Raw genomic sequence first — 17700 nt, forward strand, 5'->3', positions numbered from 1 at the left:
GCTGTTAGAAACGCAACGAGAGGCAGGTTAAGCCGCCATCCATTTTTTTAAATTCACTGGTATCAAGTTGAACAATGGGCATCCCCAGCTTTTCAATTTGCGCCAATGTATCAGGATAACCTCGCGGCGTTATCAGCGTATCATTGATCCATAAGGTATTACCGGCGTACGACTCCGCTTCTGGAATCACAATAGTATTGAAATCGGCAAAGGCAGGATGATGTTGATAATCTGCGGTTAGCAATAAAGTATTGCGACCGACATAGTTAACAATGGATTTCAGGTGCAGCCCGGCACTCACTTCAATGGCGGTCACGCGATAGCCATAACGCCCTACTGCCGCAGTAAATTCGCTAATGCCCGCTTCATCGGTGCGGGATGTCAGCCCGATAAAAAACTGTTTATCCACCAATAACACATCACCGCCATCGAGGTGCCCGCGGGGACTCATGCGAAAAACCGGGCGGTCGGTAAACAGTGGCTCGATGGTGTCAACTTCGCCCTGGCGACTCGGCGCTCCGGGGTGAGTTATCACCGCCAGTTCCGGCATGACGACTGCGGTATCTTCGACAAAGTGGGCATCTGGAAAAGCCGATGCCGCCGGTAAGATGGTCACTTTCAGGCCAAGTCGCAGCAAAGTATCCACATAAGCCAGAAATTGTTGGCCGGTGGCGGCAACATCCGGCGCACCCAATTGGGAGGTTGTCTGGCCGCTACCACAGGTATCAGCAGGGAGTCTGGCAATAGCTTGAGTAAAGTACATAGCGATTCTCTTAATTGGGAGCGAAACTATTGATCTGATTATTAAACAGATACTGTCACCAATCAGGTTGAATCAGCCCGTTACGACTATACATTTACGCTGTTTATAATTTTCCACACGACTTATTCCGCTGTCAGCAAAATGAAACCACCGTTTCCCATACGCTTTAGTTATATACTGAATGATATGATACAAGCTGAGGTTAATGACAAAGTTGCTGATATTTATCTAACCAAGGGCGTCAAATGAAAAAATTAACTCTCGTGATGCTCACCTTATTACTGGTGGCCTGTGCCAATACCGGCCATGTTGGTGTGAGTGGCGGTTCGAGCGGCATATCCAGTATCAGTATTGGTACCGGAGTTCGCAGGTAGACGGGGTTCCCGCCCCTTGTTGTTACATTACTGCGTTTATATACTGAATGTGGCCGTGAATTAAAGGCAAAAACTGACCTATTTCTGTATTTAAATCAATTGAATAGCGAGCAAAATATCAACGAATACCTTGCTCGCTATTGCACGGGATATTAACGGAACGGCGGCTCGTTAAAGGTGCGCAACTTGCGTGAATGCAGTTGGTCGCCCTCCGCGCGCAGCAAATCTATTGCCCGAATACCAATCTGCAAATGTTCGGAAATAGCGCCCTCATAAAAATGATTCGCTTGCCCCGGCAGTTTGATTTCGCCATGCAAAGGTTTGTCTGAGACACACAATAATGTGCCATAAGGTACTCTGAACCGATAACCTTGTGCCGCGATCGTGGCACTTTCCATATCAACGGCTACCGCCCGACTGAGATTAAAACGCAAGGCAGAGGCAGAAAAACGCAGTTCCCAGTTGCGATCGTCGGAAGTGACCACGGTTCCGGTACGCAGCCGTTGTTTGACTTCAACGCCCGGCATGCCACTCACCGCTTTGGTGGCGTCATATAATGCCCGTTGAACCTCAGCGATGCTTGGAATTGGAATATCCGGTGGCAACACCGCGTCCAGCACATGGTCGTCGCGCAAATAAGCATGCGCCAAGACATAATCGCCAATCGCCTGACTCTCACGTAAACCGCCGCAATGCCCGATCATCAGCCACGCGTGTGGCCGCATCACTGCCAGATGGTCGCAAATGGTTTTGGCATTGGATGGGCCAACGCCAATATTCACCAAGGTGATGCCATGCCCACTTTCTGCGATTAAGTGATAGGCGGGCATTTGATATTTTTTCCACGCCAGATCGGAGGTTGTCTTCTCCGGATCGGCATTTTCCACAGTTATGTAGCTCCCCCCGGCGCAGGATAAGGCTTTATAGGGGCTGGCGGGATCAAGGATTTGCTCACAAGCCCAACTGACAAACTCATCAACATAGCGGCTGTAATTGGTAAACAGAATATAGGGCTGAATATGTTCTGCCGGTGTGCCGGTGTAGTGTTTGAGCCGCGCCAGGGAGAAGTCAGTGCGCAGCGCATCAAAATGCGATAACGGGAAATCAGCGCCAGCAATATCAATACCGTCAGTGATGGCATCGCCGATTTTAGCCAGATCCGTGGTTGGGAAGTGCTGAGCTAGCCCTGCTGTCATCGAGCGGTCGAGAATAAGGTCGGAGCCATCAATAACAAAGGGATAAGGCATTTCTTGTTGTGACGCTGTCACTTCGAATACTGCACCATACTCAGCTTCCAGTAATGTGAGTTGCTCAGTCAGGTACTCCCTGAATAAGGCTGGCCGAGTGATAGTGGTGCTGTATTGGCCAGTGCGTGAGAAGCGCCCATAAGCCCGAGTACGCTGATGTGAGCGGAATCGGCCATCCCAACTGACACTGAGTTGCGGATACGAAAATAAGCCTTTCGCCCGGTCACCCACATCTGGCAAAGCTCCATCACGAATATATGCGCTGATAGCATCACGCAATGCGCTCAGCGCCGCCTCGTATAACGTCTCCAGTCTCTCTATTGCCTCAATGGCCGAGAGATGAGTTGTAACTTGTGATTGATTCAAGGTATCTCCTTTCAATACGCGTAAAGGCGGTGTTTAGCTTACTCAATAAAGCTGGGCAGAAATAGAAATATGAGGATTAAAATGGTTAATTGAGATTATAAGCGGTGCCCACGGTGGACTTATTATCGCGAGCCGCGACCTTGTCGGGTCAGCGCTTTTCTTATAAACAACGACCCATTTTGCCACTTATTCCTGCGTTTGATTCCCTTCACCCACCTTAAAATAGTTACTGTCGCAGATAACACTTTATTTTCTGCTTTGAAAAGGTCTCTTTTGCGTGGCGAAATCATTTTTACGCAGTGGTAGTTTGGACGATATTCTGGCGTTGGGCGAAAACGGACAACCCGTTTATGCTTCTGCGTTTCAGATTAGAGAGGCATTACGCCTTAAAAAACAGCAACATATTGCTGATTGCCTGGCGATTCCTCAGCTCAATGAGCGAGGGGATCGCATTGATTGGTATGCCCCTATTGAAGGTAAAGTCACCTCATGGGTTGCGGCCAGCACCACTGAGCGAAAATCCGCCATAAAGCAATTGTCAGCCTGTCTGTCTAGCATCAATGATTTATGCCAGCATGCACAACAATCAGATAAAGCCGCCCACCGATTATTAGGGGTGTTGCTAGCGAAAACCATGCAATTCCCTGATCAGAATCATGTTTATCTGGTGGCGGGCAAGCCGGTGTTGACCTTCTGGGGCTTTGTCAGCCGGGGTCAGAAAACACGGACGGATCCTCTTGATTGCTTACGGCAAACAGCTGAAGCCATTGAGCCAACTATTATCCCCCTAAGTGCTGCGCCCTCTGCGCCGATAACGCCACCGGTTGCCGCTGCCGAATTACCCCCGCCAACCGATATTGCTCCCGTGATACAGCCGGCTGTAGCCGTAGAACCCACATTGCTATCCACACCAGAGAAAAAACTGCCCCGCTGGTTGCGGTTCAGTTGGATATTGCCAGTGCTGGCCTTAATCATTGCATTAATTGTGCAATTTAGTGGCGGTATGCCAGAGAGCGTTTCGGCAGCGCCAGTGGTGTCTAAGGATAAAATTGTTGCAGATATAACGGCTGAGGAGAAGAGCGCACCAGAGGTCAGTGCCCCTGCCATCACGATCATCCAGCCCGCCCCTGAGCCGCAACTCCCGCTGAATAATGCCACCATTATTCCCTCTCAACCGGTGGTAGCGGAGTCTGTGGAAGTGCCAGAGTTAACTGCGGCGCAGAGCAAACGCGCACTGATACTGCCTTTCGAGGCGGTCAAAGTGGGGTCAACGGCATTTCTTAATGGCAATTGGCGCGTCAGCCCCGATATTAAAGCGGCCCAAACCGGTAAAGCGCCCAGCTTGAGATATCAGATTAAAAATGGCAAAGGCACGGTAAGAATTACCCACGGTGATAATGTCACCTGCCAGGCTAATATTACCGCCGGGTTAATGAAATCGGGCAATCTGGTGATCAACAGCCGCTATAGGGCGCAGTGTAGTGATGGTTCAAAATATCAAATTCCTGAGATCGTCTGTAAGCAAGGCATTACCGGCGTTGCTGATTGCAAAGGCCGCTATGATGCCAATACCACACTTCCAATGACGATGAAGCGCGAGACTAAATAATATTATGCTGGCAACGATCACTGACTATAAACAGAAAATTTCGCTGATTCAGAATAGTGGTATCCAGTTTTTGGACTTCGCCTTAAAACCTGAATGTAATAGCGAACTGCCGAATAAATTTGTGCGTAAAAGTGCTAATGGCCCGCTGCTGCGCCTGAATTATCATGAGCATAATGGCAAATATTCGCTGATGGTACCGGGCGCGGCCCCTGAAATTGTTAAACCCGAGTTTAGTTTCTCGCTAGAACAATCATTGAAATTGCTGAATAAAATTTGGCTCCCCCTGCCTTTCATGCGCTTTAATCCGCCGCGCACTTTCGTCAGTGGGCCGGATAATTGGGCCAGAGTACAAATTTTAGTGTTGGATAGCCCGGATCAGGATGGCAATACATTACGGATCACCATGGCCTTTGACACCAAAGTTTACCCTGAAGGCCACGCCAACGAATATTTGGCACCCAACGAAAACGATATTAAAACAGGATTGAGTTTTGCGCTGGCTTACCATAATGAAGAATTAGCCGAATTCCTTGATTTAACCTGGGTTGATGGTTGGTTGCGGGAAGTCTTTATTCAGCAAGCCTCTGAGCAGGAAGAACGTACCGCTCGCCATATTAGTGCCTCATTGCGCGAGTTTGAATATCAAGCCCACTACCTTAACTTATTGGAATTACTGGGTAGTCAGGTCGGTGTGCCAGAAATTAAAATCAATACCAGTACCCTGCAAGAACCCGCTGTGAGCGTCGACCTTATTCTTGATGTCGGCAATTCACATACCTGCGGTATTTTAGTGGAAGAAAGTAGCGATGAAAGTCATGGTTTGAAACAAACCTATGAATTACAAATCCGTGATTTGAGTGAGCCTCACCATCTGTATAACGAATTGTTTGAAAGCCGAGTTGAATTTTCACCAGCGAAATTCGGCAAGCAGAACTTTTCAGTAGAAAGTGGCCGTGATGACGCCTTTATTTGGCCGTCGATTACCCGTGTTGGCAGCGAAGCCAGCCGCATGGCGCTACACCGCTTGGGCACTGAGGGTTCTACCGGTATTTCCAGCCCACGCCGCTACCTGTGGGATGAAGAGACCTATACCCCAGGTTGGCGATTTAATGAAACCCCCATTGCACAAATATCATCTACACAAGCATCATCCACGCAAATACATGAGCCGCTGGCGACCGCATTGCCGCTGATTAATTTGGTTAATGATGACGGCCAGCCCCTGTATAGCATGCCGATGGATGATCGGCTGCCGGTATTCTCGCCACATTATAGCCGCAGTTCATTGATGACTTTTATGTTATCGGAATTGCTAACACAGGCGTTGATGCACATTAATAGCGCCGCCCAACGTTTGAAAATGACCCATGCCAACGCCCCACGGCAGTTACGGGCCATTATTCTGACGTTGCCGTCAGCCATGCCCAAACCTGAGCGAGAAATTTTCCGCCGCCGGATGAATGAAGCTATTGCTCTGGTCTGGAAATCAATGGGTTGGCATCCGGCAGATGATAACTTTGTCTCCGAGCAAGACCGCGCCAAAAGCCAAGTCCCGGTACCGACTGTCCAGATGGAGTGGGATGAAGCCACCTGTGGCCAGATGGTTTATCTGTATAACGAAACCCAGGTTAACTTCGGTGGCCGGACTGCGGCCTTTTTTGCCAGTATGGCGCGGCCAGACAAGCAACTTGAAGCCGGAGAAACTGCAGGAAAAACCTTACGCATCGCCTCAATTGATATTGGTGGCGGCACCACCGATCTGGCCATCACACAATACTGGTTAGACGATGGCATAGGTAATAATGTTAAAATCAGCCCACGCCTGCTGTTCCGTGAAGGTTTCAAAGTCGCTGGCGACGATATTTTGCTGGATGTTATTCAACTGTATATTTTACCGGCACTTCAAGCTCGGCTTAAGAAAGCAGCGGTTATCAATACTGATGCCCTGATGGATAAATTGTTTGGCAATGATGGCCGGATGGATGGGCAATCGGCATTGCGCCAACAAGCTACGTTACAAATATTTATGCCAGTCGGGCGAGCAATTCTTGAAGCTTATGAAGGCTTTGATCCACTGGATACCAATGCAGAAATTGACGCCAGCTTTGGTGAGTTATTATCCCAGAACCCAACATCGAAAGTATTGGAATACATTAACAGTGAAGTTCAGCGTGAATTGCCCGCCGATGCCGGGGAATTTGATATCTTGCATGTGCCGCTGGTATTGAAATTAAGTAAATTGCATGGCGAGTTTTTGTCTAACCGGATGAGCATTACGCAAAACCTACGTTCGTTGTCCGAGGTGGTGTCGCTCTATTGTTGCGACGTGCTGCTATTGACTGGCCGCCCTTCGCGCTTCCCCGGTATTCAAGCTTTATTCCGCCATCTACAACCGCTACCGAATAATCGTATTCTTTCGCTGGATGGATACCATACCAGCGATTGGTATCCGTTTAACAAACAGGGCCGAATTGATAACCCGAAATCCACTGCTGCGGTGGGTGCAATGCTGTGTTTGCTGGCGCTCGATTTACGGCTGGCGGGTTTTTACTTTAAAGCAGGCGATTTCCAACCTTATTCGACCATCCGCTACCTTGGTATGCTGGGCAGTAACGATACCCTGACGGATGAAAATGTTTACTATCGTGATATCGACTTGGATAGTGCTGATTTTGCTCTGCCATCCGACACTCGTTTTCAGGTGAGAGGCTCATTGTGCCTTGGATTCCGCCAGCTTGATAATGACCGTTGGCCGCCATCCCCTCTCTATACTTTGTCAATTGTGGATCAAGAACTGGCCCGCAAAGTCGCCGGTGACAGCGTGTTGCATGTTAGATTGAAACTCACCAAAGGTGATAAGCCATTTATTGATAAAAAGGGTAGCCCAGAACGTTTTGAGATAGCTGACGCCGTACTGCAAGATGGCAGCCGTGTCCCGTTGCATCATCTGCGTCTCAAGCTAAACACACTCGCCAGCAATGGCTCAGCATCAACCCATTATTGGATTGATAGTGGGAGCGTATTTAAAAAATGAAATCATTAACCAACCAGCAGCTCAATAGCCAGCTTAAGCAGGTGACTCAAGGTATTGATCAGACGATTGATTGGATTAACAATACGCGCCAACACGCCATCCGTCTGGACATAGAAGCCTCTCAACTGGCGGTTAAACTGCGCCGCCACCGTAACAAAGCTCGCCATCTGTCTGAAATGGCGCTAACCCCTATGAGCATTGGCTTTTTCGGGCAATCCTCCGCCGGGAAGCAGCACCTAATTTCTGCATTGATTGCTGGTGAAAATGGCCAACTGGAAACGACCCTCGCGGGGAAGACCCTCAACTTTTGGCAACAAATTAAACCCGGATATCAGTCTAGTGGATTGGTGACCCGCTTTAGCCATCAAGCAGTTATTAGTCATTCAACTGTCAATGATTCAGCTAATCATCAATCAATAAGTCATCATGAAAACCATCCAGTGCAGCTTTCGCTACTCAATGAAATGGATATTGCCAAAATAGTGGCAAGTGTGTTTTTGCGGGATAAACAGCAAGAAATGCGCATGTATTCACTGGATGAGCAACATATTAGCGATCATCTACAACAATTGGTGATGCGTAGACAACCGTTAGCCATCGCGGGTATTACCAGTGATGAAGTCATTAGTCTTTGGGATTATTTGATTCGCCATGACGCATTACGCCAGAAGACACTAGACACGCATTTCTGGCCCTTCGCGATTGAATTGGCACCTTATTTAAGTATTGATGATCGGGCTATTTTATTCTCATTGCTGTGGGCCGAGTCACCACCGCTGACGGATGCTTATCGTCATTTTGCCTATACCTTGCAGCACTTGGGAGGCACGTCGCAATTATTAGCCCCACTCAGTGTGTTAGTGGACGATACATTGTTACCTGCCAACGGCATCATGAATGTCGCCGCACTCAACTACCTAAACACCCCAGCTGACACTCAAATTCAAGTTTTGCCACTGAAAGACTCAGTAGCAAAGAATATTGCAGCAAAGAATATTGTTGCAAGAGACCCCGTGACAGTGTCACTCGCGGAGCTAACGTTACTGTCAGTTGAATTACAGATCCCGCTACGCGTGTCGGCGGCCGACCATTTACTTAATTCAGATAAGGTGTTTGAATCCGTCGACTTATTGGAGTTCCCCGATTATAGCGACGTATTCGATGTCCCAACTCATGTTGAGCACACACTTTATCCGCTAGCCGCTGCGCTATCACAGGCTAAGAATACCTATCTGCTTGAGCGCTACACAGACAAACAACAAATAAACCTGTTACTGGTCTGTACTGCTGCGAACAACCGTACCGAAGTAAAAGTGGTGGGTAAGGCGCTGGACTATTGGGTTAAACAGTCTCAGGGCGAAAATAAACACGTTCGTTCGCGTAGAAACCCAGGGCTTATCTGGGCGCTAACGCCTTTTGATCAACGCATTTCCTCGGCTGGCGCGAAAAACCATGACGAAGCAGTACAACGTTATGTCGGAAACCCCGGTGATAGCTGGGGCACTATGCTGGCATTGGATACCCGCGGTATTGAGCGCATGGTGACTTATCTGGCACAAGAAATTCGTCGTGACATTAAAGCCAAACGTATTACTGAGCAACTCCATGAACTCCAGCGAGAGCTGACAGAGAATTTGTTGGTAGGTTGGGCTCAACCTGCAACCAGCGAATTACAACAAAAGCAGTGTATCGCCGAAACATTGCTTAAAACACTACAAACCCGAACCGGCTTACACGGCGAGTTATTGGAGCGGTTATTGCCTTCGCGTGATGAGTTGCGCGCCCTCTATTTACAACAACCAAACCGTTTGCGACAACAAAACCGTGCTGTTGAGCTGGTCACCCCAACCGTCAGTCATCACGAGCCGTTCAGTATTGGCATTGATATCGATTTATTCAGCGACCCACCTTTATCGCCTGAACTGCCAACGTCAGCAGCAACACCATCAAGTGGCGATTATGAAACAGAATATGCCAAAAATGTGCAACGTTACTGGATCAATCACCTGAGGCAGTTACCAGATAATGCCCCACTCATTGAGTTATTGGGCATCACCAAACCGACGATTGAGCTGCTGGTTACAGAGCTAATAACTACCAGTATCCGATTAGATATCACCGGACAATTAGTCAAAATACTGGCTGATAATGAGCAAGTTGGCTTACATCGTGATACTAAGGCTGACCGCCAAGTGTCTCGTGCCCTGACAGTATTAGGTGATTTCGTCGCTTGGCTTGGTTTTTTACACATTAATGAAGCCCTGCGGCCAGATAGCCGAATTAATAGAGGCTATAAGATTTTCGCTCAATCCCCTCAATCATCATCACCATTGGGTGCATCACAAAGGCTAACTAAATTGGCCCTCACACCGACTAATAATACTGCATTTTATATTTATGATTGGTTGGTCGGCTTAGGTGAAATGATTATTCACAATGAGGGTTACTCTGCCAGCAGTGAAATCAGTGATCATCATCGTGAGCAGTTGGCGGCTATCTTAATATTGGTCAAACAAAACCAACATTAATTAACCCATAGCGAGTAAAACTCATCGCTATAATAACCCCCTCCCATAATCAGCAGGAGGGGGCATCGTCATTAATGCGTTAAATACTCATTATCAAGACGCCGGAAAATACTTTTCCACTAAAGCATATAAAATGGCGGCTGTTTCAATGTCAATATTACCTTGATAATTATTGGGCCTAAAGTGCAATTGAAATGCGCGTATCAGATGTTGATAACCATCATCATTGCTGGCAATAGAAACATCGTATCCATAAGTACTAAAGTGATTTAGTAAGTCAGTTTTAGCCGGTAATCCGTGTTGGGTAAATTGCTGAGTGAATTTTTCCTTAGTATCCGGATCATACCAAGCACCAATACCGTCATTATACAATTCTTGCCAAGGAAACTCTGGCCCTGGGTCACTTTTGCGAGTGGGGGCAATATCAGAGTGAGCAACAACATTTACCGGCGAAATATCAGGGTAGCGTTGTAAAATATTCGCCGCCAGTTGTTTTACGGCGGCAATTTGGTTTTCCGGATACGGAGGGAAGTTGAAAATGCCACCATGTTCAGTGGCTAAATTGACAATCTCAATGCCGATAGAGGTGTCATTGAGATTAGTGCGCCCTGCCCAACTACTGACCCCTGCATGCCAGGCTCGCGCATTTTCATCTACCAAGTTAAATATCCGTATATCATTAAACCCGGATTTTTTATAACTTTCATCGTTAAGGTCGGGCACTAAATAATGAACACTGACGTTATTACCTGTTAGGGATTTTATAGAGTTTTCAAAATTCTCAGCGGTGTAGTGCAAAACTAAGAATCGCACACGGGAATTAAATGATTTGATAGCGCGAAAATTATTATAGTCAATCATATACATATTAAACTCCTTGTAATTTGAATTTCAGTCAATATATATCAATTAATACAATTTTCTCTTTTCATCCATATGATACTTTATAGTGCTCTAAGGACGATGATCCCAGGTTTATCTTTAACATATTGAATAAAAGGTGAATCAACAACTTTCATATTACTTTTAAGTGAAGAGGCATTACGCAGCATTGGCCCATCAGGTGTCATGATAAAAATGCCCGTATGCGTCACATCCAATCCATTGATTTTTGTATAAATACCAATGTAATCACCGGTTTTTAACTGACTGACAACAGCGTCATTAATAAACTCAGCTGGAATATAAACAACATTGCGTTTAACCGTGCCCAATGTCGGAATAAACTCACCACCATCCTTTTTTTGATTCAAAAATTTAACCACGGTAACAGCATGTGAACTTATTTTTGCAGTAATATCTTGTGCGTTTAATGGTTGCTGATGAGACCAGTCAGTAAAGAAATGCTTTCGATTTTTATAGCTGATATCACTATCAATATAGCGAGTGGCAATAAGCTGCTGAATAAAATCTGCTGTATCTTTAGACTGACGCAGCGAGTTAACATAATCAAGATAAGTAAAACAATCTAGCCCTCTGAAATCAATCACTAACTCTTCAGGTTTTGTCGGTGAGCCAATAAGCATATTCGCCTTATAAGGCGTTCCCAGAAAATTAGCAGAGACTTTATTAATAATCTCTCCGGGTTGGTGGCTATCGGTTGTTTTTACTTGTGTTTCTATAATGGCAGTTATGCGATTAGCCGTGTAATTATCAATATCAACTCTTTCTTGAGGGTTATTTTTCGCGCCACAGCCCGCTAAAACTACTATTACAGCCAAAGATAATGATTTATACATAAGTCCCTTTTGCGTCTTATCCAGTTATTCCATACAAGCTAAGAATTGCCACCTTACTGTTTGATATTTAAACAACGCATCAACAAGATTCCATTCAATGAGGTTGATTAATCATGACAACCTGGTCGTCGGACTTTTTTGAACACTCCCCCGCAAGGTTAATTACCATGAAAATAGGGGTAACTCTCTCTTTTTCAATTGATTAAATTATTCTCCTTTTAGTCTTGGTGGGCGTCAATTTGTGATCAATCTTAGATTTTTGCATTCTTTTCATCCCATGCTCTTGTGCCTTGTTACCAATCGTGTTTATCTTTTAAGGCTTATTACATTTACTGATGAGATACCCCGTGAACTATTCCGCTGCCAACTTAGCTCTACTAAGCATCGACCTACTCAATACTGCGCATGTTGACGCAGTCGTGGTCGTGCGCGTGGTGGTGGTGGTCGGCAGCGCGCCGTAACGGGTACCGAATCCAGAAAGATTCCCAAACCCCGCCGGCGCCAGCCGAGCGGGGTTTCTTTTTAGCCCCACTCTGTTAGCTACCGGCCCTGATGAAGGATATAACCATGCGTTATACAGGCGCCCAATTGATAGTTCGTTTGCTGGAACAGCAAGGCATTACCACTGTTGCGGGTATTCCAGGCGGAGCCGCGCTACCGCTGTATGATGCTCTGGGGCAAAGTCGTATTATTCGCCATGTGCTGGCGCGACATGAACAAGGTGCGGGTTTCATGGCTCAAGGCATGGCTCGAGCGACTGGACAAACTGCGGTTTGTTTGGCATCCAGTGGCCCGGGCGCAACTAATCTGGTCACAGCAATCGCTGATGCTAAGCTCGATTCCATTCCACTGGTGTGTATTACTGGGCAAGTTTCATCTTCAATGATTGGTACCGATGCATTTCAAGAGGTTGATACCTATGGAATGTCGATCCCTATTACCAAACATAATTATTTGGTTCGCGACATCAGTGAACTCACACGGGTGATCCCCGCCGCATTTCGCATCGCCCAGTCGGGCCGCCCTGGCCCGGTCTGGATTGATATTCCTAAAGATGTTCAGACAGCGGAAATCGAGCTTGATAGCTTGCCAGAACCGGGTGTTGCTGATGAACCAGGTCAAATTGATCTGGCGGCAATTGAACAAGTCGCTCAAATGATCAACCGCGCTGTGCGGCCGGTACTCTATCTGGGAGGCGGAATAGTCAGTTCTGAAGCTCATCAGCAGGCAATACAGTTGGCCGAACATGCCGGTTTACCCACCACAATGACATTAATGGCATTGGGCACGATGCCAGTTGACCACCCATTATCTTTGGGCATGTTGGGTATGCACGCCGCGCGCTCAACCAATCTCATCATGCAACAAGCTGATTTATTGATTGTGTTAGGTGCACGATTTGATGATCGCGCTATCGGCAAAGCTGAACAGTTCTGCCCTGATGCCAGTATCATTCATATTGATATTGACCCAGCTGAACTGGGCAAAATTCGCCGCCCACATCTGGCAATGAATGCAGATATCAAGCAGGTATTGACCCACTTGCTGCCCTTAATTGACATGCAAACACGCGATGAATGGCGTTCTATGGTCAGTGATATACAGCGCGAATTTCCGTTCAATCAACCCAATAGCGGTAACCCATTGTGCCACTATGGGTTGATTCGTGCGGCCGCGGTTGCGCTTGATGACGAGACTATCATTACCACAGATGTTGGCCAGCATCAGATGTGGGTGGCGCAAGCATACCCTCTGCATCGCCCTCGACAGTGGTTAACCTCCGGCGGGCTGGGTACTATGGGGTTTGGGCTGCCCGCTGCGATTGGCGCCGCGCTGGCCAAGCCGCAAGCAAAAGTGGTGTGTTTTTCGGGTGATGGTAGCCTGATGATGAACATTCAAGAAATGGCAACAGCAGCAGAGCAACAGCTGAACGTTAAGATTATTTTGATGAACAACCAGTCATTAGGTTTAGTCCATCAACAGCAAGATTTGTTCTTCGGCAAACGAATTTTTGCCGCGGATTACCCTTATCGCACTAATTTTATTCATATTGCTGAAGGGTTTGGCTTCTCGACCTGTGACCTTAATACTGCCAGCGATCCTTATGCTGCTTTACATGAGGCTTTAAACCGCCCTGGCCCGGTACTGATTCACGCACTGATTGATGTGGATGAAAAAGTGTACCCAATGGTGCCTCCGGGCGCGGCAAATATTGATATGATTGGAGGTGAATAATATGACAGCTCAACCAATAACCCCGCAGCAAGTCATTTCTGCGCGCGTCACGTTACTGCTCACCGTACGCAACCATCCTGGAGTCATGTCCCATATTTGTGGGTTATTTGCCCGCCGCGCATTTAACGTCGATGGAATATTATGTATGCCACTGGCCGGCGGAGAAGAGAGCCGTATCTGGTTGCAGGTCTTAGATGATCAGCGCTTACAACAAATGATAAGCCAACTGGAAAAACTCGAAGATGTGCTTCAGGTTTGCCGCTTTGACTCTGAAATGCCGATTTTTGATCAGGTTGAAGACTTAGTCGCCAATCAACGATAACAGGTCACCCTCTTTCATCGACACTGTTGCGATTAAATGGCAGTGTCGGTAAAGAGCAATACGTGTCAATAGATTAATACTTATTATCCGATGAGTTGAATAATGTATGACGAAAATACAAGGGGCTGTTATCGAGACGATATCGTTAACAGCCCTTATTTCATGGAATATAACTCAATTACGCCAGCAGTAATTTCTGTAACTCAGCCAGTGAACTGACTTGATAACGCGGCGCAATATTTTCATCCGCCACAGCGCCATGAATATTAAGCCAGCAAGTATCAATACCTGCATTGATACCACCTTGAATATCCGAATGGAGGTTATCTCCCACCATCAAAATATCTTCTTTCGCCGGGTTATTCATTAAATTGAAAGCATGCTCAAATATCGCAACATCGGGCTTAGCCGCACCCACTTGCTCCGAAATAATCAGCGGAGAAAAGACATTTTTTAACCCGGTGCGTTCCAATCGGATGGTCTGCAATTCGGTGAAACCATTAGTAATGATGCCCATATTTACTTTGCCACTCAAAGCATCGACTAACTCGCGCGCGCCAGGTAACAATGCACAGATATCCGCCATGGCAATTAAAAACTCACTGTTCAGGCGGTTCGCTGTCACGCCGAGCTTCTCGGCCCACATTTCAAAACGGGTACTTTGTAATTCGGCCGCGGATATTTTTCCGTCTTGATAATCAACCCAGAGAGGTTTATTAACCAACTGATAATGGTCGAAATCTTGTGCAGAGAAATCTACATTAAAGCGGGAAAACATGAGCTTTAACCCTTGATAAGCATCAAAGTGAAATAGAGTTTCATCCGCATCGAACAGTATCCATTGGTATTTCATCACGATTATCTCTCTGACATTTGGCATTATTAGGCGCGCTATGGTAGCGAGTATTGAGGCCCAGCTCAAGTTACGCCACCCCCCTAACACATCCTTTTTCTTTCAAATAAGGAGTGCCGCTGATATATCACGGTTGATGGTAATAGTGACATCACCGGTGATTAACGGGGCATCAAACGCGGCTAATATTTTCCGGTTAATTTCAATCAAAGCGTCATCAAGTTTAACTTCCATATCCGCAGTGATATCCACTAATTTCTCACGATCCCAAGAATCACGTGAAATCAGTAATTTCAAGAATGTCGCAATGCTATCAGGTAAATGAGCGGTGATGGCTGCCAGAGATTGCGGATTAATATCTGCCGTAGTCGCTGCCGCGACACTGGCCGTGATAAACAAATCCTTCAATAATTTGGCTAATTCTTGGCTTTCTTTTTTCAGCAGGTTCACACGGTCGGTATCTGTCACCACTTCAACAGCCGCCGACGGTAAACTCAATGTCATTGGGGTTGCACGGCTATCCAAATCGGCATAAACCCATTTACTGTCCAGCGCAAAACGTTGGTATACCCGCTCAAGAAACTTCACTTCTTGAGGTGTAATTGTCCCTTCAACTTGCAGCAGGTGTGCGAGGAAACGCGCAATAACACGACGATTTTCCAACGAGAGTGGTTCCATATTATTCTTCAGAGCCAACAATGTGTTATTTTTTCGTATACCCGGTTGCAGGTAGGCTTTTAAGCGCATACGTTGGCCGGGGCTAAGAAAGCCCCATGCATCAATGTGCCGGGTCAATATTATGGATTCAGGTTCGCCGATTCGGCCATCAAACATCACCGCAGCACAAGCCAATTCAACGGTAAGCATAGTGACGCGATAGGCATCAAAGGTGGTCGATTCTGTAACCAGCGATTCAATAGGAAACAGTGCAACAGTGTCCTGCAATACCGGTGTGCGATTATCCGCTCTGACATCAGGTTCGATACCCACTTGCAAAGAAGCTAATGCGTAAGTTAATGCCATTACATGGCTGCGCGACAGGCGCTCTGGTGGTTTGGTGCCACAGGCGGTACTGAGTTGAAGAAACAACTCACCCAAAGTGACCATTAGCAAACCATAACCCACTCGGGTTTTGATATTCTCTAATTCGGTTTTTAATGCCACAGACCATAACGCCACGGGCATTAATAACTGCCCTTCTAATGACATTTTTTTCTTCGGGTTGATGCTGGCAAAACGATTGTAAATATCAAGTTCCTGCTGACATATCTCAAAGATTGCTCGCAGTTTATCGCGATGAGATTTGCACACAGCAACATTGGGTAGATCAGTAATTTGCCGAAAGAATTCTTGCCCCATTAAGCCCGTAGATGCTGGACGATAGAATATTTGTAATTTTGTTTTATTAACGGGTAATAAAAATCCATCGCCATATTGTTCTTGGTAGCGCTGGCGGAACAATGTGGCAAAAATATCTGCACAATGTGCCATTGAGATATTTTGGTTAATCGCGGGGTCGGCTTCCCCCCACGCGAGCGCCCACTCAACCGGCAAGGGTTTCTGGTCAAGAGCTAATTGCCCCAATCCAACTAATAATGCCAGTGGCAGTTCAGTTGAAACTTCGCGGGTTGCCGGAGGGGCAGAAAGATAGAGTTTCTCATCTATATTTACCCTGGTGATATAAACTAATAAGTTCTGCGCATAATGATTGAATGCGTTATTTTTCCCGTAAATATTTAGCAAGCGATTAAGTTCAGATTCAAGAATGGGCAGTTCTTTTTTTGCTATCGGATCTATAGCAGCATCAATGAGTATTCTATGTTCTAGTCCATAGAAAAATAAGAAAACATAGCTAATATCTGCGTTGGGTGATTTACGGCCCTCTGATAACCATTGTAAATACCCTTTTCGCGCCTCTGGTGAGCAGGTCGAATAATCAGGTGCACTATCAATCAGAGGTAATGAAATATCTATTTCTTCTGGCGCAACATCCATTGATGGATTAATAAAGGCGGGTTCTGCACCAGTACGGTTACTTTTGTATTTATTACCAATGTAAACCATACCATCAGGTAAATTTATTCCTGCAACCACGGCCAGTTCACCAGGACGCAACCAGGATGCACGGGCTAGAGAACCCCGTGAGATGTCGGGTTGTTTTACTTTAGGTTCAGCGGAGGGCTTCTTGTTCAGCTCATCGGGTGCAGTAGTTTGTTCTGGTTCCAACTGTGACGGGGCCATTTGATAATTGCCCAGATCCGGTATCACCGCAATCTCTTGCCTATTAGGTTTACCCGGTTGGCCCGCATGCGTCTTAGTCTTACGGATATTTTGCCAGACAAAATACAGGCATAAGATAGCCGCACTCAGTGCAATCCACGCCTCTCTCGGGATACCGGTGATCAGCCCCAAAACGACTATCAGTAGGATAACCCAGCCAGTACCGGTAGACTTTTTTTTCGTCACGATGATTTATATGCCCCTATCCTAAAATAATAATTTTTATTCTGCCTTTAATGGCAATTTTTAATAAAAAATTCTTTTTAACCAAAAAATGCAGCAAAAAACCATAGAGATAACCGATAAATTTAACTTAAGTCGAATTTATCGGTTAAATAATAAATCAATAT

General features: G+C 46.3%; 13 protein-coding genes. 7 read left to right on the forward strand and 6 right to left on the reverse strand.

Annotated features, from left to right (window positions below; translation table 11 throughout):
- Window positions 1–4: 4 nt before the first annotated feature.
- A complete protein-coding gene (locus OP863_RS10140; RefSeq protein WP_038632842.1) occupies window positions 5–763 on the reverse strand; it encodes a dimethylarginine dimethylaminohydrolase family protein in 759 nt (252 codons plus the stop codon).
- Between the two features lie 245 nt (window positions 764–1008).
- Between OP863_RS10140 and OP863_RS10145 the strand changes: the two genes are divergently transcribed.
- Complete coding sequence (locus tag OP863_RS10145) at window positions 1009–1137, forward strand: hypothetical protein (protein WP_259275165.1); 129 nt, start codon at window positions 1009–1011, stop codon at window positions 1135–1137.
- Between the two features lie 152 nt (window positions 1138–1289).
- Here the strand turns inward: OP863_RS10145 and OP863_RS10150 are convergent, their stop codons facing one another.
- Window positions 1290–2750, reverse strand: a complete 1461-nt coding sequence (locus OP863_RS10150; protein ID WP_038632839.1) for an AMP nucleosidase — start codon at window positions 2748–2750, stop codon at window positions 1290–1292.
- 277 nt (window positions 2751–3027) lie between these two features.
- On the opposite strand from OP863_RS10150, the gene OP863_RS10155 reads away from it, so the two are divergent.
- Genes OP863_RS10155 through OP863_RS10165 form a run of 3 tightly spaced genes read left to right on the forward strand, consistent with a single transcriptional unit; the run spans window position 3028 to window position 9921 of the window.
- Window positions 3028–4359 (forward strand): SrfA family protein, encoded by a 1332-nt coding sequence (locus OP863_RS10155; RefSeq protein WP_186368268.1) that lies wholly within the window; start codon window positions 3028–3030, stop codon window positions 4357–4359.
- Window positions 4360–4363: 4 nt separating this feature from the next.
- Window positions 4364–7393 carry a virulence factor SrfB gene (locus tag OP863_RS10160; RefSeq protein WP_038632833.1) on the forward strand — a complete coding sequence of 1010 codons (3030 nt, stop codon included), beginning with the start codon at window positions 4364–4366 and terminating at the stop codon, window positions 7391–7393.
- Window positions 7390–9921, forward strand: coding sequence for a putative virulence factor (locus OP863_RS10165; RefSeq protein ID WP_265525221.1), 2532 nt, complete (start codon window positions 7390–7392; stop codon window positions 9919–9921). Before OP863_RS10160 ends, OP863_RS10165 begins: the two co-directional genes overlap by 4 nt.
- Window positions 9922–10014: 93 nt before the next feature.
- On the opposite strand, the gene OP863_RS10170 is transcribed toward OP863_RS10165, so the two are convergent.
- On the reverse strand, window positions 10015–10788 hold the full coding sequence (locus tag OP863_RS10170) for an N-acetylmuramoyl-L-alanine amidase (protein ID WP_038632827.1): 774 nt from the start codon (window positions 10786–10788) through the stop codon (window positions 10015–10017).
- A gap of 77 nt (window positions 10789–10865) precedes the next feature.
- A complete protein-coding gene (locus tag OP863_RS10175) occupies window positions 10866–11660 on the reverse strand; it encodes a DUF1460 domain-containing protein (RefSeq protein WP_145591289.1) in 795 nt (264 codons plus the stop codon).
- Between the two features lie 335 nt (window positions 11661–11995).
- Here OP863_RS10175 and ivbL point away from each other — a divergent pair, with 335 nt between their 5' ends.
- From ivbL to ilvN, 3 genes are all read left to right on the forward strand, one after another.
- A complete protein-coding gene (gene ivbL / locus OP863_RS10180; protein ID WP_145588974.1) occupies window positions 11996–12121 on the forward strand; it encodes an ilvB operon leader peptide IvbL in 126 nt (41 codons plus the stop codon).
- A gap of 106 nt (window positions 12122–12227) precedes the next feature.
- Window positions 12228–13895: an acetolactate synthase large subunit gene (gene ilvB / locus OP863_RS10185; RefSeq protein ID WP_186368267.1), complete on the forward strand. Its 1668-nt coding sequence runs from the start codon at window positions 12228–12230 to the stop codon at window positions 13893–13895.
- A gap of 1 nt (window position 13896) precedes the next feature.
- Window positions 13897–14217 carry an acetolactate synthase small subunit gene (gene ilvN / locus OP863_RS10190; RefSeq protein WP_050291700.1) on the forward strand — a complete coding sequence of 107 codons (321 nt, stop codon included), beginning with the start codon at window positions 13897–13899 and terminating at the stop codon, window positions 14215–14217.
- A gap of 178 nt (window positions 14218–14395) precedes the next feature.
- Here the strand turns inward: ilvN and yjjG are convergent, their stop codons facing one another.
- Complete coding sequence (yjjG, locus tag OP863_RS10195) at window positions 14396–15070, reverse strand: pyrimidine 5'-nucleotidase (protein WP_050114641.1); 675 nt, start codon at window positions 15068–15070, stop codon at window positions 14396–14398.
- Window positions 15071–15172: 102 nt separating this feature from the next.
- A complete protein-coding gene (locus tag OP863_RS10200; RefSeq protein WP_145588972.1) occupies window positions 15173–17536 on the reverse strand; it encodes a TerB N-terminal domain-containing protein in 2364 nt (787 codons plus the stop codon).
- Window positions 17537–17700: the final 164 nt, after the last annotated feature.

This window comes from Yersinia sp. SCPM-O-B-9106 (C-191), assembly GCF_026183365.1.
In the GTDB taxonomy this organism is placed as follows: domain Bacteria; phylum Pseudomonadota; class Gammaproteobacteria; order Enterobacterales; family Enterobacteriaceae; genus Yersinia; species Yersinia rochesterensis.